The sequence below is a fragment of the Solibacillus sp. CAU 1738 genome (assembly GCF_039888725.1).
In the GTDB taxonomy this organism is placed as follows: Bacteria; Bacillota; Bacilli; order Bacillales_A; family Planococcaceae; genus Metasolibacillus.
Genome location: NZ_JBDQQN010000004.1, coordinates 208578 through 233170 on the forward strand (window position 1 = coordinate 208578; position 24593 = coordinate 233170).

General features: G+C 38.9%; 21 protein-coding genes, 1 pseudogene and 1 riboswitch. Of the genes and pseudogenes, 7 read left to right on the plus strand and 15 right to left on the minus strand.

The genetic code is table 11. The features are described from left to right. Positions 1–138: 138 nt before the first annotated feature. The 6 genes from AAFN87_RS13650 to AAFN87_RS13675 form a co-directional block, all read right to left on the minus strand. A complete protein-coding gene (locus tag AAFN87_RS13650; protein ID WP_347791634.1) occupies positions 139–1362 on the minus strand; it encodes a hypothetical protein in 1224 nt (407 codons plus the stop codon). 359 nt (positions 1363–1721) lie between these two features. Further along, entirely contained in the window at positions 1722–2186 is a 465-nt protein-coding gene (smpB, locus tag AAFN87_RS13655; protein ID WP_347791635.1) for an SsrA-binding protein SmpB, read from the minus strand. 46 nt (positions 2187–2232) lie between these two features. Further along, positions 2233–4641: a ribonuclease R gene (gene rnr / locus AAFN87_RS13660; RefSeq protein WP_347791636.1), complete on the minus strand. Its 2409-nt coding sequence runs from the start codon at positions 4639–4641 to the stop codon at positions 2233–2235. Between the two features lie 43 nt (positions 4642–4684). Further along, positions 4685–5431, minus strand: coding sequence for an alpha/beta hydrolase (locus tag AAFN87_RS13665; RefSeq protein ID WP_347791637.1), 747 nt, complete (start codon positions 5429–5431; stop codon positions 4685–4687). A gap of 158 nt (positions 5432–5589) precedes the next feature. Further along, complete coding sequence (gene secG, locus AAFN87_RS13670) at positions 5590–5817, minus strand: preprotein translocase subunit SecG (RefSeq protein WP_347791638.1); 228 nt, start codon at positions 5815–5817, stop codon at positions 5590–5592. 579 nt (positions 5818–6396) lie between these two features. Continuing rightward, on the minus strand, positions 6397–7785 hold the full coding sequence (locus tag AAFN87_RS13675) for a DHA2 family efflux MFS transporter permease subunit (protein WP_347791639.1): 1389 nt from the start codon (positions 7783–7785) through the stop codon (positions 6397–6399). A 169-nt stretch (positions 7786–7954) separates the two neighbouring features. Here AAFN87_RS13675 and AAFN87_RS13680 point away from each other — a divergent pair, with 169 nt between their 5' ends. The 6 genes from AAFN87_RS13680 (at position 7955) to AAFN87_RS13705 (ending at position 14965) form a co-directional block, all read left to right on the plus strand. Next, positions 7955–8644 (plus strand): response regulator transcription factor, encoded by a 690-nt coding sequence (locus AAFN87_RS13680; RefSeq protein WP_347791769.1) that lies wholly within the window; start codon positions 7955–7957, stop codon positions 8642–8644. Beyond that, complete coding sequence (locus AAFN87_RS13685; protein ID WP_347791640.1) at positions 8634–9977, plus strand: sensor histidine kinase; 1344 nt, start codon at positions 8634–8636, stop codon at positions 9975–9977. The genes AAFN87_RS13680 and AAFN87_RS13685 overlap by 11 nt, the downstream gene beginning before the upstream one ends. Then, the gene (locus AAFN87_RS13690) at positions 9970–10683 is read left to right on the plus strand and encodes a PepSY domain-containing protein (protein WP_347791641.1); all 714 of its coding nucleotides are present in this window, start codon (positions 9970–9972) and stop codon (positions 10681–10683) included. The genes AAFN87_RS13685 and AAFN87_RS13690 overlap by 8 nt, the downstream gene beginning before the upstream one ends. Before the next feature lie 87 nt (positions 10684–10770). After that, positions 10771–11736 (plus strand): PepSY domain-containing protein, encoded by a 966-nt coding sequence (locus tag AAFN87_RS13695; RefSeq protein ID WP_347791642.1) that lies wholly within the window; start codon positions 10771–10773, stop codon positions 11734–11736. A gap of 622 nt (positions 11737–12358) precedes the next feature. Next, on the plus strand, positions 12359–13297 hold the full coding sequence (locus AAFN87_RS13700) for a bile acid:sodium symporter family protein (RefSeq protein WP_347791643.1): 939 nt from the start codon (positions 12359–12361) through the stop codon (positions 13295–13297). Positions 13298–13915: 618 nt separating this feature from the next. Further along, positions 13916–14965, plus strand: a complete 1050-nt coding sequence (locus tag AAFN87_RS13705; protein WP_347791644.1) for a hypothetical protein — start codon at positions 13916–13918, stop codon at positions 14963–14965. 58 nt (positions 14966–15023) lie between these two features. Here the strand turns inward: AAFN87_RS13705 and AAFN87_RS13710 are convergent. From AAFN87_RS13710 to AAFN87_RS13735, 6 genes and pseudogenes are all read right to left on the minus strand, one after another. Next, positions 15024–15140 (minus strand): annotated as a pseudogene (locus tag AAFN87_RS13710) (hypothetical protein); the annotation flags it as partial. A 122-nt stretch (positions 15141–15262) separates the two neighbouring features. Then, a complete protein-coding gene (locus AAFN87_RS13715) occupies positions 15263–15457 on the minus strand; it encodes a hypothetical protein (RefSeq protein ID WP_347791645.1) in 195 nt (64 codons plus the stop codon). A 167-nt stretch (positions 15458–15624) separates the two neighbouring features. After that, positions 15625–16284: a hypothetical protein gene (locus AAFN87_RS13720; protein WP_347791646.1), complete on the minus strand. Its 660-nt coding sequence runs from the start codon at positions 16282–16284 to the stop codon at positions 15625–15627. A gap of 28 nt (positions 16285–16312) precedes the next feature. Then, complete coding sequence (gene sipW / locus AAFN87_RS13725; protein WP_347791647.1) at positions 16313–16924, minus strand: signal peptidase I SipW; 612 nt, start codon at positions 16922–16924, stop codon at positions 16313–16315. Between the two features lie 69 nt (positions 16925–16993). Then, positions 16994–17932 carry a hypothetical protein gene (locus AAFN87_RS13730; RefSeq protein ID WP_347791648.1) on the minus strand — a complete coding sequence of 313 codons (939 nt, stop codon included), beginning with the start codon at positions 17930–17932 and terminating at the stop codon, positions 16994–16996. Between the two features lie 386 nt (positions 17933–18318). Beyond that, positions 18319–18912, minus strand: coding sequence for a TasA family protein (locus tag AAFN87_RS13735; protein ID WP_347791649.1), 594 nt, complete (start codon positions 18910–18912; stop codon positions 18319–18321). 1103 nt (positions 18913–20015) lie between these two features. Then, positions 20016–20099: riboswitch (cyclic di-GMP riboswitch) on the plus strand. Between the two features lie 56 nt (positions 20100–20155). Here AAFN87_RS13735 and AAFN87_RS13740 point away from each other — a divergent pair. Further along, positions 20156–20809: a LuxR C-terminal-related transcriptional regulator gene (locus AAFN87_RS13740; RefSeq protein ID WP_347791770.1), complete on the plus strand. Its 654-nt coding sequence runs from the start codon at positions 20156–20158 to the stop codon at positions 20807–20809. A gap of 138 nt (positions 20810–20947) precedes the next feature. On the opposite strand, the gene eno is transcribed toward AAFN87_RS13740, so the two are convergent. The 3 genes from eno to tpiA are packed head-to-tail and all read right to left on the minus strand — an operon-like array spanning position 20948 to position 24578. Next, a complete protein-coding gene (eno, locus tag AAFN87_RS13745) occupies positions 20948–22240 on the minus strand; it encodes a phosphopyruvate hydratase (RefSeq protein ID WP_347791650.1) in 1293 nt (430 codons plus the stop codon). 39 nt (positions 22241–22279) lie between these two features. Then, a complete protein-coding gene (gene gpmI / locus AAFN87_RS13750) occupies positions 22280–23824 on the minus strand; it encodes a 2,3-bisphosphoglycerate-independent phosphoglycerate mutase (protein ID WP_347791651.1) in 1545 nt (514 codons plus the stop codon). After that, entirely contained in the window at positions 23817–24578 is a 762-nt protein-coding gene (gene tpiA / locus AAFN87_RS13755) for a triose-phosphate isomerase (RefSeq protein WP_347791652.1), read from the minus strand. The genes gpmI and tpiA overlap by 8 nt, the downstream gene beginning before the upstream one ends. Positions 24579–24593: the final 15 nt, after the last annotated feature.

Genomic DNA, 24593 nt, shown 5'->3' on the forward strand with positions numbered 1-24593 from the left:
TTCATTTGACATAAACGATCTTTTTTTAGCGGACCGCAGCGATGAGGACACTGAAGCCACATCCAGGGAAAAGCATCCGCTCGAAGTATAGTGTGCCATGTATACGCTTTTGATGATGCACTCAGCTCTTTACAATTTTTAAAAACTCTCCAACTCTTCATCCGTCAAATCCAAGTACCCTTGATAAAGCAACTTAGCCTCACCATCAACGATTTTCACGACTGCATACATAGGCAATGCTTGCGTTAAGAACGGTTTTGTTTCTTCTGGCCAATCTTCAATTGCTGCATTGGCATATTTGCTACTATCAAAGTTCCAATCATCTATCCCCGTCGTATAATTCAAACTATCGAATCTTATATCGTGAAGACGAGCATAATATACCGAATCTGAAACTTTCACGACTTGCTCGATATGCCGAAATACTTCATCTCGATAATAATCACTTGGCGGAATATAAAATACACCGTCCTTGTATGTGAAGAAGTTGGATGGGTCATCTTCTGATGGTTCAGGAAGATTCATGTCAGCAGCTGATAAAGTAATATTAAAACGGTTTTTCATTTCTTCAACAATAGAATCTTCTTTAAAACCAACAAAATATGAATAGTAAGGCGCATCATTTTCAACTAAACCATAAAGAATTAATGATGTTGCAAGACTCGTATATGTTTTACTATTACGTATATCTATTGAACGGAACATTTTTAAGTCATTTAATACTTTTTCGACTTGGGCTAAAGCATCTCCGTCCGCAGTCTCACCCTCTATCGAATAACTGTTCCTATTCGTATTCAATTGATGCATCACATTGCTCAACGCCTGTGGAGCAGACTTTAAATCGATCGTAAATTCACGACCTTTTAGCCCGCTATTCAATACAGCTGATGTTTGCCCTTCCATTGATGAATCTTTCTTTACTAGTTGATAGTGCAGTAGTGTTGCCTCATCACCATCCGGGTTTGTCTGCCAAATTTCTTGTATATAGCCCGGATAACTGCGATGAAGTAGTTGATCGGATAAATAAGTATTGCTTTTGAGTAGTACGTACAATTCTTCTTGCCCATCTGCATTTGCATCAAATAATTCAGCATAAACGAGCCCTAAAGGAAATGGGTAATCGTAAAATGTATGTGTACTTGGCAAAAAATCAAACTCATTTGCTAGATCAGCCATGACTTTGCTGAGCTGCTCATTATAAGGTTCGTTTGGCGTAATACTAGATTGCTCTTGCTGCCCTTGTTCCTCTTGCTGGTCATCTATCGCCGTTTCAATTTTCGTTTCACTCTCAACCGATTCTTGTTCCTTTTCTGTACAGCTTGCTAACAATAATACGCTACACGCTAATAATAGCTTCCTCACTACTTTCTCCCCTTCCCACACCTACTTTCCATTATTTTACTCAACAAAAAAACTAGTAGCAAATAATGCTACTAGTTAAAATGCTGAAGCGCCCTGCTAAGCCCCGACAGCTGCTTGCAGGCACTTAAATGAAAGTATCTTTCCCGCTATCGATTGAGAGCATGAAGCGACCTCGAGGGGCTGGCCGCTGAAGCTAGACACATTAAAAAGCGCAAGCGCCCTGCTTAGCCCCGACAAGCGCTGGATGACCATCTAACGAAAGCATCTTTCCCGCTTTCGATTGAGGGGCAGAAGCGACCTCGAGGGGCTGGGCGCTGAAGCTAGACTTCGCTCGAACTTCAGAAATTCATCACGGTTACTTATCGATTGCGATCTTTGAATGCTCGCTCCATATCACGCTTCGCTTCTTTTTTGCGTAAATCATCGCGTTTATCATAGTCTTTTTTCCCTTTACCAACGCCGATTAATAGCTTCGCATAGCCGTCCTTTACGTACATTTTCAACGGGACGATTGTATAGCCGTCACGTTTAACAGAGCCGACTAGCTCATTAATTTGTCTTTTGTGTAGTAAAAGCTTGCGGCTACGTAGCGGGTCATGGTTGAAACGGTTCCCTTTATCGAATGGGCTAATATGCATATTAGCAATCCATGCTTCGCCGTTACTAATACGGACGTAGGAATCCTTTAACTGTACTTTGCCCCCACGAACGGACTTGATTTCAGTACCTGTTAGGACCATACCTGCTTCAATTGTCTCTTCAATAAAATAATCATGACCAGCTTTTTTGTTTTGTGCTAATACTTTGCCTGTACCTTTTGCCATATTGTACACCTCACAGTGAACTACCCCGTTTTACCGGGGCCATCAATTATTTCTTTCTTTTTTTCTTTTTGCCTTTTTTGGCAACGCCTTCGTAAAATTTCGGCTTCTCATTCACCTTGCCGTCTTTACGTCTGCCACGTGGGTCACGCTCGCTAGATTTGCGACTATCTCGTTCACCACTGCCGCTACGTTCGCTACGGCCACCGCGCTTTTTATTGTCACGACGGTCTGAACGCTCGCCACGTTTTTTCTCGCTGCGACCTGCGTGAATTACTTTCGGCACTACTTTGCGTGGGCGGCTGCCATATGAAGTCACCATCCCAACGACTTCAAAATCAATAGACGATTCCTCAATGACTACATTCGCTACGCGGATCGTTACCTCATCCCCAATGCGGAATTGGCGACCCGTACGCTCTCCAATCATCATCATTTGACGGTCATCAAAACGATAGTAATCATCTGTCATATTGCTAATATGCACGAGGCCTTCTACTGTGTTTGGTAACTCCACGAATATACCGAAGTTCGTCACAGAGGAAACCATACCTTCAAATTCCTCACCAATTTTATCGAACATAAACTGTGCTTTTTTCAGTGCATCTGTATCGCGTTCTGCATCAACAGCACGGCGTTCACGCTCTGACGTATGATCCGCGATTTCGTCCATCACCTGACTCCACTGGAATACCGTTTCCTTCGATGTATCTTCATTAATTAAATACGTACGAATTAAACGGTGCACAATTAAGTCTGGGTAACGACGGATCGGTGAAGTGAAATGTGTATAGTAATCTGCTGATAAACCGAAGTGACCAAGTGATTCTGGATAATACTTTGCTTGTTGTAACGAGCGAAGTAGCATCGTAGAAATAACCGGCTCTTCTGGTAAGCCTTCAATCGAGCGTATAATTTCTTGTAACGCTTTCGGATGAACAGAGTTGCCTGTTCCTTTAATAACTAAACCGAAGTTCGTCACAAACTCGAAGAAACGCTGCAGTTTTTCAGGCTTTGGATCTTCGTGAATTCGGTAAATGAACGGTAATTCCATCCAGTGGAAATGCTCCGCTACTGTTTCGTTCGCCACGAGCATAAATTCCTCAATTAAACGCTCTGACACAGTACGTTCACGTAACACGATATCTGTCGGCCAACCTTCTTCATTCACGAGCACTTTCGATTCTTTAAAATCAAAATCAATTGCACCGCGCGCCATACGTTTTCCGCGTAATATTTGTGCTAGCTCTGCCATGTCCTTAAACATCGGCACTAAGCTTTCATAACGTTCCATTAGCTCCGGATGTTCATCTGCATGCTCTAAAATATGGTACACGTCTGTATACGTCATACGCTCCGTCGTATTAATGACACTTTGGAAAATTTCATGCTTAATAACTTGTCCGCTACCATCAATAATCATTTCACAAGATAATGTTAAACGGTCTACTTGTGGATTTAACGAACAAATCCCATTCGATAAACGGTGCGGTATCATCGGAATAACACGGTCTGTTAAATAAACAGATGTCGCACGCTCGTACGCTTCTAAATCAAGCACAGAGCCTTGCGTTACATAATAGCTTACGTCTGCGATATGCACGCCTAGCTTATATGTGCCATCACTATTTTTCGTTACAGTTACCGCATCATCTAGGTCTTTCGCGTCCGCGCCGTCAATTGTGACGATTGTTTCGTTTCGTAAATCACGGCGACCAACTAAATCGCTTTCCGAAATTTCGTCTGGCACTTCTCCAGCTGCATCGACTACTTCTTGTGGGAATTCAGGTGGAATATCGTATTTATATAAAATCGATAAAATATCAACACCTGGATCATTTTTATGCCCTAAAATTTTTGTAATCATGCCGGTCGCTGATTTTACTTCATCTGGCCAGTTCGTAATTTCTACAACTACTTTATGCCCATCAACCGCTCCAAGCGCATCTTCCTTGGCGATGAAAATATCCATATTCATTTTTTTATCATCTGGAATGACAAAGCCAAAGCCTCTGTTAGCTTGGTATGTGCCGACAAATGTTGTTTTACCGCGCTCTACAACTTTTGTTACTGTTCCTTCTCGGCGGTCACCTGATGATTCTTTTAATACGCGAATAAGTACTGTATCGCCGTTTAACGCTCCGTTAATTTCATGTGGCGGAATGAAAATATCATCCATTCCTTCCTCATCTGGTGAAACGAAACCAAAACCTTTTGCGTGTCCGATAAAACGTCCGCGTAGTAAATTCATTCGTTCTGGCAAGCCGTAACGATTTGAACGTGAGCGCACAAGTAATCCTTGCGCCTCCATTTTCACTAATGTTTTAACGAGCTCTTTAAATTCATCCGCTTCAGTTAATTCAAAAGCTTCTTCAATTTCAGAAACTGTTAGCGGCTTATACTCTTCTTCTTTCATAAACGCCAATAAGCGTTGTTGTAATTCATTTTTTTGTGTCATCGTTGTCCCTCCCTCTATACGAGAAATTTATCTATTTCAACCATTAGACGTTCCAATCAAGTGATTGTAAAAAAGCATAAACGTCTTCATGAAGCTGATCTTTTTCCTTATCTAATGTAATGACATGGCCTGAATGCTCATACCATTTAATCGATTTTTTTAAGGATTCCACTCCGTTGTAAATCATATTCGCTGAATTTGCATTAATGACTGCATCGTGTGTTGCTTGTACAACAAAAATAGGGGCATAGATTAAGTCAATTTCACTATGCACATTTTGTACGAGCTGTTGTAAAGCTGTTAATGAAGGCATACCTTGCTCGCGAATCGCTTGCAATTCTGTTTCGATTTGCGCTTCGTCTTTTCCTTCTTGTTTTTTATATTGTTTTGCATAGTCGAGGACACCTGCAAACATAATATCTGTTGTACGCATCGTCATCGGTGCACACATCGTTACAATGCCCTTTACAGGAAAATTTAGTCCTAGCTTTAACGAAAAAACGCCACCGAGCGAAAGACCAGCAACAGCAATCTCTTCATACCCTTTTTCTCGTAAGAAATTGTAGCCCGCCAACACGTCACGCCACCAATCTTCTGGGTTCGTACCGAGTAATTCCTCTGGCGGCACACCATGTCCTTTATAATGCGGTGCATGACAAGTATATCCATTTTTCTCTAAAAAACGGCCGAGCATACGTACATCTGCTGAGCTGCCTGTAAAACCGTGCAATAGCAGTACTGCGCGTTTCCCTGCTTCAAAGAAAAATGGTTGCGATTGTGCTCTTTTCATTATTCGCTTCCTCCGTCATTTTCATGAATAAACTACTACCATTATAGTGCAATATTAACTTAGATTTTGCTATGTAGACAAAACTTACTTTTCCTATTTATCATTATAAAAGAAAAAGCCCAACCATGCTCGGTTAGGCGTTTAATTTTTCAAGTATATTAGATTTTAGTAATCGCTAAAGCTAAAATGAAGAATGATACAGCTAAAACGATTGTCACGCGGTGTAAAACTAAATCCATACCACGTGCCTTTTGTTTACCAAAAAGTTGTTCTGCTCCACCAGAGATGGCCCCTGATAAACCAGCGCTTTTACCTGATTGTAATAAAACAACTACGATTAACCCTAAAGCAACGATAATGAGTAAAGTTACTAATAACGTATGCATACGTCCACCTCCTGCATTCCAAACATTACAACACACATTAGTATACCAAAAATAGGGACACGTGACAATGCACAAAAATTCTATTGACCTAATTTTGAATTCTATTGACCTAATCCTTAAAAATTCACTCGAGGTCAAGAAAAAACCACTATTCACATACCGAATAGTGGCTTCCTACTTTTCTGTAGTATTTACCTTATTCTATTGACCTTATTTTCCATTCTATTGACCATATTTCGAATTCTATTGACCTAATTTCCGATTCTATTGACCATATCACCAAAAATCCCCTTCCCAGCTAAGAAAAGTTCATTCGCGCCCGTTTAGTTGCACTTCCCGAAAAGCTCCTACCGTGTTACCACGCTTAGAGATTTTCAAAGCGCTGCACTTTAAACAAGGATTTAGCGCGGCGGTGCGACAGTGTAGCTGATGGCTGCGGAAAGGGAGCACCATAGCGATAAATCCTAAGGAGCATAATTATATGAAACAACTTTACGATTCCATAAAAAAGAACCTGCACCACTCTCCCGGCTTACCCGTGGAAAGTGTGCAGATTCCTATTAAACTGCCATCTTCTATTTAACCCTGTTCACGTACATTTTTGATAAAGAATGATAGCACTAACGCAATAATGGAAATGACTAATCCAAACGTAATGGAATTTTGTACCCCATGAACTATCCCTTCAATTGAACCTGTCGCATACGTTGCTGATGTAATCGACATGATCGTAACGGCAATCGCTGTACCAATCGCACCTGACACTTGTTGTAGTGTATTCATAACCGCTGTACCATCCGCATAAAGCTCACGTGGTAATTCGTTTAAGCCATTTGTTTGGGCAGGCATCATAACAAGCGAAATACCTACAAACATAATAATATGCATCGCGATAATTAAATACGGCGAAGTCCCAGCATCAATACCACGCAAGACAATCAATGGCGCAATCACCATAAGTAAACCAATTGGCACCATTTGCTTCGGTCCAAATTTATCAAATAGATTACCTGCCACAACTGACATAAATGCATTAATAACCCCACCTGGTAACAGTACTAGACCCGCAAATACAGGTGCCAGCAATAATACATTTTGTAAATAGATTGGTAGTAACACCATTGTTGATAAAATCGTCATCATACATACTAAAAGAATCACTAGCCCAATGACGTACATCGGATATTTAAAGACTTTTAAGTTTAACATAGGCTGCTCCATCTTCACTTGGCGCAAACCAAAAATAATTAGTGCCACTACACCTATTACAACCTCAACTATTACTTCTGGGGCCAAAAATGTTCCGAGCTTGCCTGAAATACTAAAGCCGTATACAATGCCTCCAAAACCGATTGTCGATAAAATAAATGACAGTACATCGAATTTCACTTTTTGTACTTCATTGACATTGCGCACAAATTTTAAACCGACTAATAGCGAAATGATTAAAAACGGCGCTGATAGCCAGAAAATCCAGTGCCATGATAATCGGTCAATTACTAAACCAGCGATAGTTGGACCAATCGCTGGTGCAAAAATAATGACTAAACCAATTTTCCCCATCGCTGCACCGCGTTTATTAATCGGATAGACAAGTAAAATAACAGTCATCATAAGCGGTAAAATAATAGCCGCACCTATCGCTTGTACGATACGTCCGATTAGTAGCACACTAAAAATAGGTGCACTCGCCGATATGACCGTCCCTGCAATTGAAAAGACAAGAGATGCCGTAAATAGTTGGCGTGTCGTAAAGCGCTGCATTAAAAATGCTGAAGCAGGGACTAAAATACCGAGTGTTAATAAGTATCCCGTCGTTAACCACTGGATAACCGATGTATCTTTACCGAAATCTTTCCCAAGTTCTACAAAAGCCATATTAAGTGCTGTTTCATTAAATAGCCCAATAAAGGCGGCAATTAAAAATGCTGAAATAATTTTGTTTCTTTGTTCGTATAAAGTACTCATAAAACTTCCTTTCTTCTTGCAAAAACCACTTTTACAACGTTAACAAATATCCTGTAGTTTGCATAGCGAAATTCCAATAGTTGCATATAAGGGAGTAGTTATTCTACCATAATAGGAAACAAGGTTCGCAAGTTTACCTGAAATTACTTGCAATGCTGGAGGAGGAAAAATTTTGCAACGAATTTTAATTATTGAAGATGAGCCACAAATAGCGCGTGTTTTACAGCTAGAACTTGATTTTGAAGGTTATGAAACGAAAACAGCACATACAGGCGCAGACGGACTTATTTTATACCGTGAGTCACAGTGGGATTTAGTGCTTTTAGATATTATGCTTCCTGAAATGAACGGTTTAGAAGTATTAAAGCGGATTCGCAAAACGGATATGACACCGGTTATTTTATTAACAGCAAAAGATGATGTCAAGGATAAAGTAGCGGGACTGGATCTCGGTGCCAATGACTACGTTACAAAACCGTTTGATTTCGAGGAATTACTTGCCCGCATTCGTGTCGCACTGCGTTTCTCTGTACAAGTACCTACACAAGTAGATGAGTTGCGTTTTGCAGACGTCTCACTGAACGAACAAACGCGTGAAGTATTACGAGACGGACATACGATTTCGCTTACGCCACGTGAATATGATTTACTTTTGCATTTTATTAAGCACCCTCAGCATGTACAATCTCGTGAACAAATATTAAATGCTGTATGGGGCTATGATTATTACGGTGATACGAATGTCGTGGATGTTTATGTGCGCTATTTGCGACAAAAAATTGATGCACTCGGTGCCCCACTTTTACATACTGTACGCGGCGTTGGCTATGTACTGAAGGAAGTTATCAATGAAGCTTAAATCGAAAATCAATGTCTTTTCAACGCTTCTTACAACGATTATTTTAGTTGCAAGTTTTACAGGCATTTATTTTTTATATAAACATTTAGCATTTGAAACAGAGTATGACCAGCTGCAAAAACGAGCTGACGAATTGATTGGTGCAGTAAGTCAGCTCGATTCGGTTGAAGGAATTGAGCCATTACTGCGCGCTTATATTCCGCCAAGCGGACTGCTACGCGTAGTAAAAGACGAGCAATATTTATTGAACATACAAGCGACATCCTCAGTTGAAAAAATTCCGTTTGTATTAGATGAAGATGAGCCTTACACAATTTCATCATGGCAAAATATACCGATGATTGCTACGGCTTACCCACTCATTTGGCCAACAGATGAAATTGTGACATTACAACTTGTTCAACCACTACCGGATATTGCTCAAAATATGGAAATATTAAAATGGATTTTAATTGTTATGACAATCATTGCGATTTTGCCGATTTATTTAGCAAGCACTGTACTTGCCCGTATACTCGTAACACCTATTCAGCAATTAACGAACACGATGCATCATAATATAGCTACTAATCGTTATGAACAGCTCCCGCAGCCGACATCTAAAGATGAAATTGCGGTAATGACTTCTGCTTATAATGCACTGATGACAAAGCTTGAAGAAAACTATACGAAACAGCAGCAATTTGTTGGCAACGCATCACATGAGTTAAAAACACCACTCACTGTTATTGAAAGCTATGCGAAGCTTTTAGAAAGACGAGGCTTGCAAAATGAACAAGTCGTTTATGAAGCACTCGCTGCCATTACGAAAGAAACGGCAAATATGAAAAACATGATTGCCCAAATGCTGCAGCTTGCAAGTGTAAGTGAAAATAATAAAATAAATAAAAAACCAGTCGCTATGATACCTCTATTGCAAGAAATAGCGACGAGTATGCAGCAAGCGTATAGCCGTGAAGTGAAAATTATAGGAGAAAATATTACGTTGCAGACGGACGAAGCGAAACTAAAACAGTTGCTTTATATTTTTTTAGATAATGCGCGCAAGTATAGTGATGAGCCAATCGAAGTGAAAGTACTGGCCAACAACGGTTTCATCAAAATCTTAATTACAGATTTCGGTGTCGGTATACCAGAGCAAGATTTGCCCCATTTATTTGAACGTTTTTACCGGGTAGATAAAGACCGGAACCGTAAAACAGGTGGAACTGGTCTTGGGCTATCGATCGCACGGCAGCTTTCCGACTTGCTCGGAGCTGACGTATCCATTGCTAGCACTGTCAACGTCGGAACAACTATAACGCTCACATTAAAGGAGGCTTCAAATGAATAAAAAATTAATAATCACTTTACTTGTTGCCTCTTCTATCATTAGTTACTTTTTATTTAGCGAAATTACCGGGCTAACAAAACAGCAACCAATGAATGAAGATGAAATTCGAACACGCGTCGAAAATTTATATTCCGCCTCTGTTCAATCCATTGTGACGAAAGAGCAAGCGGCAATTGTCTCCTTTACAACGAGTAAAGGACTCTATGAAGTTGCGATTGACCGAGAAACAGGTCGCGCGTCTAATTTAGTATTAGTGCACGAAACGCCGACTATCGCCCAACAGCCGACCGATAAAGAGGAAGTGGCAGTCGGTAGTGAAGAAAAGCCTGCTACTCCACAAAATGAAGAAAGTAAACAGCCTACTACCGAACAAAATGAGGAAAGTAAACAACCTAACAATACAACGAGCGAAACTGCACCGAGCAAAGATAACCCGACAAAGCCAAACACTCAACAACCAGCAAAAAACCCGTCGTCTACAGCGACGACCGAAACTCCCAAAAAGCCTGCTTCTGCTATTATTTCTGAACAGAAAGCGATCCAAATTGCCCTTAAGCAACAACCAGGTGAGCTGGATAACGTTGATTATGAAGAAACCGATGATGGCGGCTACTATGAAATCGATATTGAGCACGACGATGGAGAAACCACTTTCATTATTCATGCGATTACAGGTAAAATTTTATCGGTGGAATTTGATGATTAATTTTCTCATCAAATTCTAATGTTTCTCTCAGAGTCATCTCATTTTCCTTTTTTATAATGAAATTACAAACGAAAAGGAGTGAGCACAATGAAAAAAATGATTATTATCCCAACAGTGTTAGTAGGTATGATCGGTGGTTATATTTTTGCACAGAGTGACGTCACTACATCAGCAGAGAAAGCACCTTCAATTACAGCTCAACAAGCAAAAGAGATTGCATTAAAAGAATTTGGTGGCAACATTATCGATTTTGAATATGACCGCGATGATAACGTGCCTCATTACGAAATTGATATTAAAAACGGCAACGAAAAAATCGAGTTATACATCGATGCGACTACTGGAAAAGTAACAGTACAAGAGCGTGAAGCTATATCTTCTGAGAAAGCACCAGCAATTACAGCTCAACAAGCAAAAGAGATTGCATTAAAAGAATTTGGTGGCAACATTATCGATTTTGAATATGACCGCGATGATAACGTGCCTCATTACGAAATTGATATTAAAAACGGCAACGAAAAAATCGAACTATACATCGATGCGACTACTGGTAAAGTGACAGTGAAAGAGCGTAAAACTATATCATCTGAGAAAGCACCAACAATTACAGCTCAACAAGCGAAAAAAATTGCTTTAAACCAATTTGGTGGCAACATTATCGATTTTGAATATGACAGCGATGATAACATGCCTCATTACGAAATTGATATTAAAAACGGCAACGAAAAAATCGAGCTATACATTGATGCGACAACTGGTAAAGTAACAGTTACAAAGCGTGAAGTTTATAACAAAAACTCTAATGCTCAAGGTAATACAACAAACAACACAACATCAAAAGAACAAACAGCTAAAATCTTAACAGAAAAAGAAGCAATCGCAATCGCTCAAAACAAAGCAAAAGGTACTGTCACAAAAGTAGAACTTGATGAAGACGATGACATTTTAATTTATGAAATTGAAATTGAAAATGGCAATACAGAATATGAATTTGAAATTCACGCAACAACAGGTAAAATCCTAAAATTCGAATCTGATCGTGACGATGACTAAATAAAACCTAAAATTTCATTCAAAGAAAACGCATCTAGAATTCACCCTCTTGATGCGTTTTATCGATTTTATGTATTTTTTCATAATGAAATGACTGTCCTATTACGCTACTCGTCTTATATAAGCTGTAACTTTCTCACTTCAGTAATCACAGCAAAAATAAACTTTGCATACTTTTAAAATATTTAATACTTATAATTGGGTAGGAAAAAGATATAGTTTCATGTATACCGTTGATTCAAATGATTAGCGCGGCGGTGCGACACTCCTGCGGGAAAAGCAAATCACTTCCTGTGACGAAAGCGCAGCGGCAGTCACATGAGCTTTGAGACCCCGCAACGAAGTGAGGAGGCTCAAGCCATGCCCGCGGAAAGGGAGCACCAGAGCGCTAAATCATAAAGGCAAATAATTATAAGAATGTGAAAATCAATTTTCAGATGCCTTTGAAATGAGGTAATAAGTCTTTAAGAACCTACCTTTAGAACTAGGCACATGTTCTTTTTTCTTTGTTTACACTATATATAAGTTAATTATCATATTAATCTCTAAGTTTTCAGAATAGACTTGCTATTAAGAGATTTAATATTTAAAATAGTGAGACAACTATAAAGGCGGTGTACATATGAATTCTTTAGAGAAAATCGGTAAATTTGCCGGCAATACTTTTGCCATCTGGGTATTAGTTGCAGCCGGCTTAGCAATATGGATTCCCGAAAACTTCACATGGCTAGGAGCTTACATCACTACCCTTCTCGGGATTGTTATGTTTGGGATGGGGATGACTCTATCACTAAATGATTTTAAATTGATACTACAGCATCCAAAAGGTGTATTAATCGGCGTAATATCGCAATTTGTTGTCATGCCATTACTTGCGTTCGCATTAGCAAAAGCTTTTGCCCTACCACCTGAAATTGCAGTAGGTGTTATATTAGTAGGTTGCTGCCCTGGTGGTACAGCATCTAACGTTATGACGTTTTTAGCAAAAGGTAATACAGCCTTATCTGTAACGATTACTTCCATTACAACGTTACTTGCACCAATTGCCACACCTGCTCTTATTTACTTATTAGCGAGTGAATGGCTTCCAGTATCATTTGGTGCTATGTTTACATCAGTTGTAAAAGTTGTGTTAATCCCAATCGTTTTAGGTGTTGTCGCACAACTATTATTCAAACCGATCGTAAATAAAGCGGTACCGGTTTTACCTGTAGTATCAGTAGTAGCCATCGTATTAATCGTTGCGGCTGTTGTAAGTGGTAGTCGTGATAGAATACTAGAAACAGGTCTTTTAATTTTCGCCATCGTTATTTTACATAATGGGCTTGGTTTATTACTTGGTTTCTTAATCGCTAAACTATTCAAGCTCGATTATACAGATCAAAAAGCAGTTTCAATTGAAGTTGGTATGCAAAACTCTGGTTTAGGGGCATCGCTTGCAACTGCTCACTTCGATCCAATCTCGGCTGTACCAAGTGCTATTTTCAGTTTCTGGCACAATATTTCAGGTCCACTGCTCGCTACATATTGGAGTGCAAGAGCAGAACGAATGAAAAAATAAGTTGTAACATAATGGAATAAAATCCTTATTCATAATTCTTATGCTACTATGAGATGACGTCGTTAAGTTACCGACGTCATCTTTTTTTATAAATAAGAAACTATAATTTTTTAGAGATGCCTAGATGTTTAGGCATTCGCCATACTGCTCGGTCACTTCGAAATCTCTACGCTAGGACCCTTTCGGAAAGCGTAGCTAAAGGGACACGAATGCATTTTTCTTAGCTGGGAATGGGATTTTTGGAATATGGTCAATAGAATCAAAAATTTGGTCAATAGAATCCGAAATAAGGTCAATAGAAACGAAAATTTGGTCAATAGAATTCAAAATATGGTCATTAGAATTAACCCAACCGCTTCGAAACCATCAACGTATTGCTCCGAGGAGGCTAAATCCTTCGTCCGCGGAAAGCGAGAGGTAAGCTTTGGAAAAACAACTTGCTAACAACATTACACGAGATGTATCGGTGATTACTGGCTAGAAAAAATTACTATATTACAAGAATTTTTCAATATGCAAAAACACTACTAATTACCATTTAAAAAGTTTAATAATTCCATATAATTTTCATTTTTTAGTGGTATAATGCAGAAATACATCATGAAGGGTGGTCATCTTATGAGGAAATGGCTGTTCGTATTTAGCGCGCTTTTACTAGCCGCATGTACGGACGAAAATGTAGTAAACTCCGAAAAAGAAGCGCAGGAGGATAAATTGTTGCCACAATCAGAAGATGAATGGCTAACATTTGCGCAAAATAGTAATTGGTTCGAGCAAACAATCCAAAATCAACAAATCGTTTTTGAAGAAATGGTTGATTTCCAAGGAGATGACGAGCCAGAATACATCGTTGCTACCGAGCAAGATGCACAAAACGTTACGTTAACAATTGCACAGTTTAATGATGGACAGTGGCAAAAATGGTATGAACAAACTTATACTAGCGAGACATTTTCCGAGCTCACAAGCTATGGTACACTCGCTTTCAATAATGAAAAAGATTTATTAGTAATCTCGCACAAAACAGCTGAGGCATTAGAGGTAAATGAAACAATCACCTTTTTCGTAACTAACGCAGCAAGTGATCGTATCGTTAAGGGCTATACTTTAAACATAAAAAATGATGATCTGTTTTCGTTAACCGCAGATGGTTTTATTGTGAATGACGGAAACTATACAAGAACAGTGAAGATCGACAACGGCTTTATAGTTGAAGACTACTATCGACAAGCATTTGCAGATGGTGAGCCAATTGTTAGTGATGACCTCGCTCATTTATTTGGTAAAAGTTTAAACGACACGAAAATTACGTTTGAACATACATATTACGAGGCACAACAAAAAGCTGGTACACCAGAGCAAGAAGATTATGTAGAAGGCAGTCTTTGCTCATTATATAAAGATTATTTTTTCTGTTTAAATGACAATGCACCTCAAATTGCGTTTGCTACTATTTTCGTAAATGGCGTCACACTTCAGGAAGTTGAGGACATTATTGGCCAACCATTAACGATTGAATCATACGAATCTGATATGAATGGAAGTCCTACTGAATATTTCACACAATTTGCATATAACAACCGATTTTATTCATTAACGCTAGACGGGTCTTTGCATACGTCAGAAATAGTTGAAGCCCATGTATCGACTATTGAATACACGTACTAGTAATAAATTGGGTAAAAAAAGGATTTCAGGGGTAGCCCTGAAATCCTTTTTTTACGTTTTATTTTAAGTTGTAGAATGTTTTTAAACCTAAGTACTGAGAAGTTACGCCAAGTTGATCTTCAATACGTAGAAGTTGGTTGTACTTCGCAACGCGGTCTGTACGAGACGGTGCACCTTAACACAAACCTTGACATAAAAACATCTGTTGAACATTTCTCTGATTTATAAAGTTGGGATATTGCATTGTTCATATACTTACTCTTTTGCGATAAGGGGGATTTCTAGGATGCCAATTGTTTAACCGTTTTGAAAAGACAGTTCAGGATTGGCAACTTCAGGTTGAGATGTCTCTATTATTTGTCTTTCCAAATCTTCTTTTGCCTGAGCCAGTGCGACTTTTTTCTGACTGTTGACGGACTTTAGCTCCATACCGGCGTATGCTATGAAAAACATTCCAACCGTTAGCAAAATTAAAGCCAATTTTTTTAACAAAACCTATCATCTCCTACAAACAATATATCGTACGGTAAATTCCAATATTGGCTCTGTTGATCTAACTTATATTTACGGTAACATGCACATAAAACGGAAAAGCTACCAAGGCACGATACACTATGCCAAGGAAGCTTTTCAAAAGTTTATTTGCGTCATTTTAAGGTCTATTGAGCTAGCTTCATCCGCCTATAATATGTGATAATCATCATAACAATGCCACCTGCGACAAGCACAGTACCAAGTAACATCAGATTAAAAATATTCGTCGCCGTGTCTGGGAGGATTTTCCCTATTGACGTTGAGCTGCCGCTATCAATTTGACCTTGTGCCATGGCTTGAACCGCAATGTTATCTTTTCCTTCTGCTGTAAAAGTGAAAACAAATGCCGTTAATAGTCCTTGAAACTCATTGCCAAGGTGCTCTGGAAAACGAATCGTGATGTCCAGATTCTCCTCGCTGCCGGTTGTGAGATTTCTTGTTGGCAGAGATTTAAAGGTAGCCAATTTGCCTTGATACAATTCCTTTTGGCCATCTTTTATTTCCAGAATGAGCTCGTTGAACAGCTTTTCTTCGCCATTGTTTCGCAACTGCATTTGGTAGTCGAAATCCTTACTTCCGGAGTTTTTGACTGTAATAGTCCGAGGCGCCCAGTCACCAGGTTTCATATTGCTAATATCAAATAAAGTATCTTTTGGTGAGATGCTAATATTTATTTCATTTTTGTCCATGTCATTTTCACCATCTGCCAATACATTCGTTACGGGAATGAAACTTATTCCGCTAATCAACAAAAGTAGCGGTATAAATCGAAACAGTTTGTTCATGTAATACCTCCATATCCTTACAATTGATTCAGGAATGACTTTTTCCGCCATCTTCTTCTACTATTTCTGCTTGTTTTCTTTGAGGTAATTCGACTACAGATAGTACTTTCCAAATTGTAAACGCTGAGTATAGAAGTAGTAGTATTCCCGGTATTAACAATAAAAACGCACCATTTTTCGACTGGGCAAAATTATTGAAATACCCTACGTAAGGCATTGTAAAGCCTGTGTAACTTGCCACCACATTGTCAGACAGAACTGGATTCATATCCTCTGCATTGTTGTTATCACCTTTTGTCCGATAAAGTACAGAGTCCCCACTTTTGACCACCTCTGTAATACGGTGAGTAATTAAAATACCTTCAGCTTCCTGGAAAGTGATGACATCACCCTTTTTAAAGCTTGTTTTATCTTCTGCAGTCTTGACAGCTATAATGGAGCCTGTTTGAATCCCTGGTTCCATGGACCCCGAAAGAACTGTTTTTAACTGGTAACCGAAAAATTGCGGCTCTCCGCCGGATGCTTTTGAAATAACTACTACGGAAGCTACGCTGATTAGTAGAAACATCAATATGCCAGAGACAATGTTATTTACCCACTTCTTTATTTTGCTTTTTTTCGATTTCTTTATATACCTCATTCGTATCATCCTTTACATGTTTTATATTTTTTATTGTTTCTCAGCCTCGTTCATTTCATCTTGTTTCTTTTAGTCGATACTAATTTCTAAAGTTTCTGCTGTTTGGGAGTCCTGATCTGTTGGGTTTATTCCCTCCGATTCGGTTACAGTCTCATCTTTACTATCAGGTTGTTTTTGACTTTCATCGGTAGGATTCTGCTCCCCATGCACTTCATTATCATCTGTATCTGTTTTATTATCGTCTTCTGTCTCCGAGTCAATGTCCCCGTTTTCTAATTCATTTTGATTTTGAATTTCCTGTTCAATCCCTGGTATTTCTACGTCTTCTGCGGCTTTGTCATTTTCTTCATTAGATTCATCACCTGTGTCGATGCAGTCGGCATTGACTCCCTCACTCAAACCAGCATCTTCTTGGTTTTCTCCTGCAAGACTTTCTTCATTATCATTACAGGACCCTGCGCTTGAATCACTTTGACCGCTACAGTCAATCTCAATTTCACCGCCTACCACTACATCTTTTTCGATTTCTTCTATAGAACTATCAGCATTGACCTCATCTTTAATATCGGTTTCCTCGCTCACTACCTCGTCATTTGTATATTCCTCATCACTGCAGGCCCCGGCGCTTGGAGCACTTTGATCGCCACAGTCAAACTCAATTTCACCGCCTACCACTACATCTTTTTCGATTTTTTCTATAGAACTATCAGCATTGACCTCATCTTTAATATCGGTTTCCTTGCTCAATACCTCGTCAATTGTATATTCCTCACCACATGCATTAACAGGAATTCCCGGAACTACCCATTCACCGGCAGTAATGGTTTCAGAAAATTCCACTTGACTGCTGAGATATGCGGAAGTATCCGACGACATATAACCTACGCCAAAAATGGTTAAGTAACAAATGAGTGCAATTTTTAAATAGAGGATTAGATCGTGTTTCTTTTTCTTGTACCTACGCCTAGGTCTGGGTTTCAATCCGATAACCGCCTTTCTAATTTTCAATTGTTGGAAATTCCTTTGAATATATTCCTCAAAACACAAAAATTAATTATGCCTTGGCTTTCCTTTTTCCAAATTTTTTCAGTCATACTCAAAAAAGTTCTCTGAAAATCTGTGACATCCGCCAAGGATTTTAGGCCAACACGTTGTTGGTTACTCAGGCGTCGCCGCACAACTCGACGCTTTTAGCCTGTGTTCCACTGATTCAGCCGGGGTTTGAACCTCCACTGAATTAAGACCATGCTTGGCATTTATCCCCCACTTATAGAAGTGGCGGACTAATGCTTAAGCAAGTTAAAGTTATATGTTGAGAAATATATAAGGAAAATCCACGAGGGATTGGTGAAATAAAATAAGGGAGGAGAAGGGCTCTCCTCCCTGGATATATGTTATTTCTGTTCGCCTTTTGTCTGCTCTGCTTCAAATGTCCACTTTAGTTTTAGTGACGCGTTTTGCAATGCATTTTGATTTTCACCATTATCAACGAATTGGAATTGAACTGCGAAATCATCTTTTGTCTTCGCTTTCAGACCACTCTTTTCAGCGAAAAGACTATGTGATAAGTTTTTCACAGCGTCCGGGCTCATTGTTTTTAATTCATGTAAAGTTTTACTTACAATTACGTTGCTCGGAATCAATACTCCGCTCTTATCTTCATTTCTAAGGAAATTGACTACGATATGTTTACCAAAATCCTCGCCATCTCCACCTATTTGCTCATAATCTGTAGTAATCAACACTTTGGAAATATCCAAAGTCCCGTTGTTTTCCAATTTGAAAGTACGTGGCATCCAGTCGCCAGGCTTCAAATTGCTCACATCAATGATTGTTTCCGGATTCACTGCCAAATCCAACGTACCCGCAGCAAATGTGTTATTTGTTGTTTCCACATCATTGAAATAAGCATAAGTCCCCCCGCCGATCATACTAACAGCTAAAGCTCCAGTTGCGATACCCATTGCTAACTTCTTTTTAAGATTCATTTTAATTTCCTCCAATAAGTTTTAGTTTTTTTAAATTGCGTTTACTTTACTCTTACCTGTGTCTTGTAAGAAATTGTTTTTCTTATTAGATGTTGGGTATGAGTTTTCTTTCACCTTCGATAAGGCAGTCTAAATTCTATGCACCAATTTCATAGTTGGATAGCTGTATAAATATTCTAATTCTCTCCTCCTTTAGAACTTAACTTGCTATGAAAGTGGAACTATGTTCAGTATAGACAGAACGAAGAAATTACTCTCCCCTCTTATGGGTGATTTTTGGCAATTTGACATTCTACTTTTGTAGTGAATCTCATGGTATACTTTCGTGTGATTCAATTTAGCACTAATTAGTTGTATCTCCGCTATAAATGTTGATATATCAATGACTTACACCATTATTTTTTCATTGAATTATTTTAAGAAAAAGTTTAATTCGTCGCTAACTAATAAATCATCCACCACTAAATTCTATCTTGATTTATTGCCGTATTTCGAAACACACTGGTTTATTATTATGATAATATTGACCTACCTTCCCTTGTCTATTGGCATCTAGCGCAAATATTACGTCATCCGTATGTTTTATTCTTAAGACAGGTGCTATTAATCTGCAGTGTTATATTATTCCTGTATCAGTTTGTTGTTAGAGTAGTATAGCGAATTCATGTTTTGCAAACACATGTCCTGATATCGGTACAATGGAGTACTACGAAAATCCAACTAAATAATTGTTTATTGGTATATATTTACATTTAATTCCATCCGTTAGCGGGTACTAAAATAGAATTTACTCTATTATTTTTTAACAAATGATATAAAACGACCAAATATACAATAAGTTTGCAAAGAAAGTGCTTAATAGCAACTATAAAATGACAAAAAATATAGAGATAAACAAGTATAATAATTAAGCAATAAACATAAAATAGTGATAATTTGGTTTAATAGAACTTTATAACTTATTTTCAATATATTGTATTTATAATTTGTTTTGAGGAATCATTTTGAAAGAAGCATTTTAAAATTATTATTTCCTAAGCAAATTCTATAAATTCAGTTCATATCATTACTAAAGAATCATAATTACTAATAACAGGAAAAATTTCACACTAGGAGACTAGGAGATACATCCTCAATCTGGGCACCTTGGATGTATGGAGTCAGTGGTGCAACCGGCCTCATTTCTTTTGGACTTCTTTTAATAAGAGGTACCTTTTAATTTGAGTGAGGAGGCTATATATTGATGAAAATTTTATTGGTGGATGATCAAGTAATCATTCGTAGAGGGTTGATCTCGATTCTATCATTGCAAAATACAATGGAAGTATCCGGAGAGGCAAGCAACAAACAAGAAGCGCTTCTTTTGATTCAAAGAGAAAAACCGGATTTGGTTATTGTTGATTTTCATTTAGGAAAAGAATGTGGATTAGATTTGATTACTGAAGCGAGACAAATAGGTTGCACTTGCAAATTCGCCATCCTGACCTATTCAAAAGATCCTATATCTTTCGAACGTGCAAAGGCAATGGATGTGGACGGTTATATATCACTTAACTCACATCCCGAAGAACTCATTTATGCATTTCAAATGATTCAAAAGGGAAGGAAGTATTATGACCCGGACATAATAGACTTGTTGGTGCAATCACATATGAAACCACGTATGGATAACAGTCGTGTAGCCCTCCTCACCTCTAAGGAAAGAGAGGTATTACAAAAAATTGGATTGGGATTTTCGAATAAACAAATAGCCAAGAACCTATTTATTACAGAAAATACGGTGAAAAAGCATGTCAGCCAAGTCTTAACGAAATTGGACCTTGGTGATCGTACACAGGTTGCGCTCTATGCGAACGAGACAGGTTTAGTACAATATAAGCATGATGTGCCTATTTAATATAGAGTGCTAACAGACAAAAAAAGTCCCTATTTTAAAAGTGCTTAACTATTATCACAACTATCCCCAAGCTCACTTCAAAAAAGCACTAAAACAACGGATTCCTCCGGTGTTTTAGTGCTTTTAAAACTGAATTAATTATTTAATGTTGTAGAAAGATTTTAAGCCTAAATATTGTGCAGTTACGCCAAGTTGATCTTCAATGCGTAAAAGTTGGTTGTATTTTGCCACGCGGTCTGTACGAGACGGAGCACCTGTTTTAATTTGGCCAGCGTTAGTTGCAACAGCGATGTCTGCAATTGTTGCGTCCTCTGATTCACCAGAACGGTGAGAGATAACTGCTGTATAGCCAGCGCGTTTTGCCATTTCGATCGCATCAAATGTTTCTGTTAATGTACCGATTTGGTTCACTTTAATTAGGATAGAGTTACCTACACCTTCCTCAATACCGCGAGAAAGTTTTGTTGTGTTTGTAACGAATAAATCGTCCCCTACTAATTGTACGCGTTTACCGATACGCTCAGTAAGTAATTTATGACCAGCCCAGTCGTTCTCGTCTAAACCGTCTTCAATAGAGATGATTGGGTATTTAGAAGTTAACTCTTCGTACCAGTCAACCATTTCTTCAGATGTTTTCACAACGCCTTCACCATCTAAATGGTATTTGCCGTCTTCTTTAGAGTAAAGCTCAGAAGATGCAACGTCCATTGCTAAACGAACTTCTTCACCTGGTTTATAGCCAGCTTTTTCGATTGCTTCTAAAATTACTGTAATTGCTTCTTCGTTTGAGCCTAGGTTTGGAGCGAAACCGCCTTCGTCACCAACAGCTGTGTTATAGCCTTTTGCTTTTAATACTGCTTTTAAGCTATGGAAAATTTCAGCGCCGATACGTACTGCTTCTTTGAAACTTGAAGCTCCAACTGGCATTACCATGAATTCTTGAATGTCCACGTTGTTATCAGCGTGTGCACCACCGTTTAAGATGTTCATCATTGGTACTGGTAATTGCTTCGAGTTTACACCACCAAGGTATTGGTATAAAGGCATATCTAAGTAGTTAGCAGCAGCGTGAGCAACAGCCATTGACACACCAAGAATTGCGTTCGCACCTAGTTTACCTTTGTTTTCTGTACCATCAAGCTCGATTAACGCTTGGTCAACTACAACTTGATCAAGTACTGAGAAGTTTCCTTCAAGAGCTTCGGCAATTACTGTATTTACGTTTTCAACTGCTTGTAAAACACCTTTACCTAAGTAACGAGATTTGTCGCCGTCACGTAATTCAACAGCTTCATATTCACCTGTTGATGCACCAGATGGCACGATTGCGCGACCAAATGCACCTGACTCTGTAAATACTTCTACCTCTACTGTTGGGTTACCACGTGAATCTAAAACTTCGCGAGCATAAACTTGTGTAATAAATGGCATTTTTTCATTCTCCTCTATTTTTCATTTTGCAGAGTAGACTTACTCTTCCTCTACGCTTGTAATTAAAGATTTACCTGTCATTTCAGCCGGTTGTGCAACCCCTAAAAGCTGCAACATTGTTGGTGCAAGGTCGGCTAAAATGCCTTCCTCCGCTAGCTTAATATTTGGTTTTGTCACAATGACTGGAACAGGATTTGTTGTATGAGCTGTCATCGGTAAACCTTCTATAGTAATAACTTCATCCGAGTTACCATGGTCAGCTGTAATAATTGCCGCTCCGCCTTTTGCAAGGATGGCGTCAACTACTTTCCCTAAACATTCGTCTACTGCTTCAATCGCTTTAATCGTTGGCTCTAGCATACCGCTATGACCAACCATATCAGGATTCGCAAAGTTTAATAGAATGGCGTCATATTTATCATCTGCAATCGCTTCAAGCAATGCATCTGTTACTTCATAGGCGCTCATTTCTGGTTTTAGATCGTATGTTGCAACTTTTGGCGAAGCAATTAATATACGATCTTCCCCCGCAAACGTCTCCTCACGACCACCACTCATAAAGTATGTTACGTGTGGAAATTTTTCAGTTTCCGCTATACGCAACTGTGTTAAACCGTTTGCTGCAATAACTTCCCCTACAGTATTCACTAAATTATCATTTTCATAAGCTACAAGTGCATTTACTTCATCACTATATTGTGTGAATGAAACGAATGCCAAATTTTCAGGATGCTTATCTGATAATTCAAAACCGTTAAATGTCGGATTTGTAAATACTTTCGATAACTGAATTGCTCGGTCAGGTCGGAAATTGAAAAAGATGACCGCATCATTCGTGTCAATCGTTGCAACTGGCTGACCCTCTTTTGTAATAACAAATGGTACGACAAACTCATCTACTATTTCGCGTGAGTATGAAGACGCAACACCTGCATTGGCAGATGAAGCTGTTTGACCAACGCCATCTACTAAAACTTTATACGATAGCACGACACGTTCCCAGCGTTTATCGCGGTCCATTGCATAATAACGACCATGAATTGATGCAAATTTCCCAATACCGATTTCCGCCATTTGTTTTTCTGTTTCTTCTATATAATCAAGTGCTGTTGTTGGTCCAACATCACGACCATCTAAAAATCCGTGAACGTACACTTCCTTGATGCCATTTGCTTTTGCTAATTTTAGTAGCGCAAAAAGGTGTTCATAATGACTGTGCACACCACCGTCAGAAAGTAAGCCCATTATATGCAGCTTTGAATCGTGCTTTTTGGCATGCTCCACTGCTTTTAAAAATTTCTCGTTACGGAAGAAATCACCGTCGCGAATCGATTTATGAATACGAGTTAAGTTTTGATACACGATGCGTCCTGCACCGATATTTAAATGCCCTACTTCAGAATTCCCCATTTGCCCTTCAGGAAGTCCTACTGCTTCACCGCTTGCAGTAAGTGTCGCATGCGGATAGTTCCCCCAATAACGGTCAAAATTTGGTTTATGTGCTTGTGCTACTGCGTTACCTTTCACTTCATCGCGAAAAGCAAAGCCGTCTAAAATAATTAATGCGACTGGCTTTTTAGGCATTTGCCCCCGCCTCCAATAATTTTAAATAAGATGTTGTATCAAGACTAGCGCCACCAACAAGGGCACCGTCAATATGTTCTTTTGCTAAAAGCTCTTGAATATTTTCAGGTTTTACAGAGCCACCGTATTGGATTCGAATAGCATCCGCTGTTTCCTGTCCAAAAAGCTCTGCTACAACATTACGGATTGAGCCACATGTTTCATTAGCATCATCCGCTGTTGCTGTTTTCCCTGTTCCAATTGCCCAAATCGGTTCATAGGCAATGACCATATGTGCTACCTCTTCAGCAGTAAAGCCTTGAAGTGCCGCGCGAATTTGCTTTGATACTTTTGCTTCTGTATGACCGGCTTCACGCTCTTCTAACGTTTCACCACAGCAAATAATCGGTACGATGCCGTGATTTAGAGCAGCACGTACTTTTTTATTAACCGCTTCGTCTGTTTCATTAAACATTTCACGGCGCTCTGAGTGACCTAAAATAACATAGTCCACATTTATTGCCGCTAATTGTGCAGGGCTTACTTCACCAGTAAAAGCCCCTTCGTTTTCAAAATGCATATTTTGTGCACCGATTGCTAAATCTGTTTCTGTTGCTACGTCAACTAGTGTTGGTAAATAAAGTGCAGGTGCACAAATAACCGCGTCAATCTTGTCTTCTGTTGGAATAGCATCTCGAACTGCTTCTACAAATTCTACTGCCTCATCAAATGTTTTATACATTTTCCAGTTTCCAGCAATGATTGGTTTACGCATATTAAACCCCTCCAA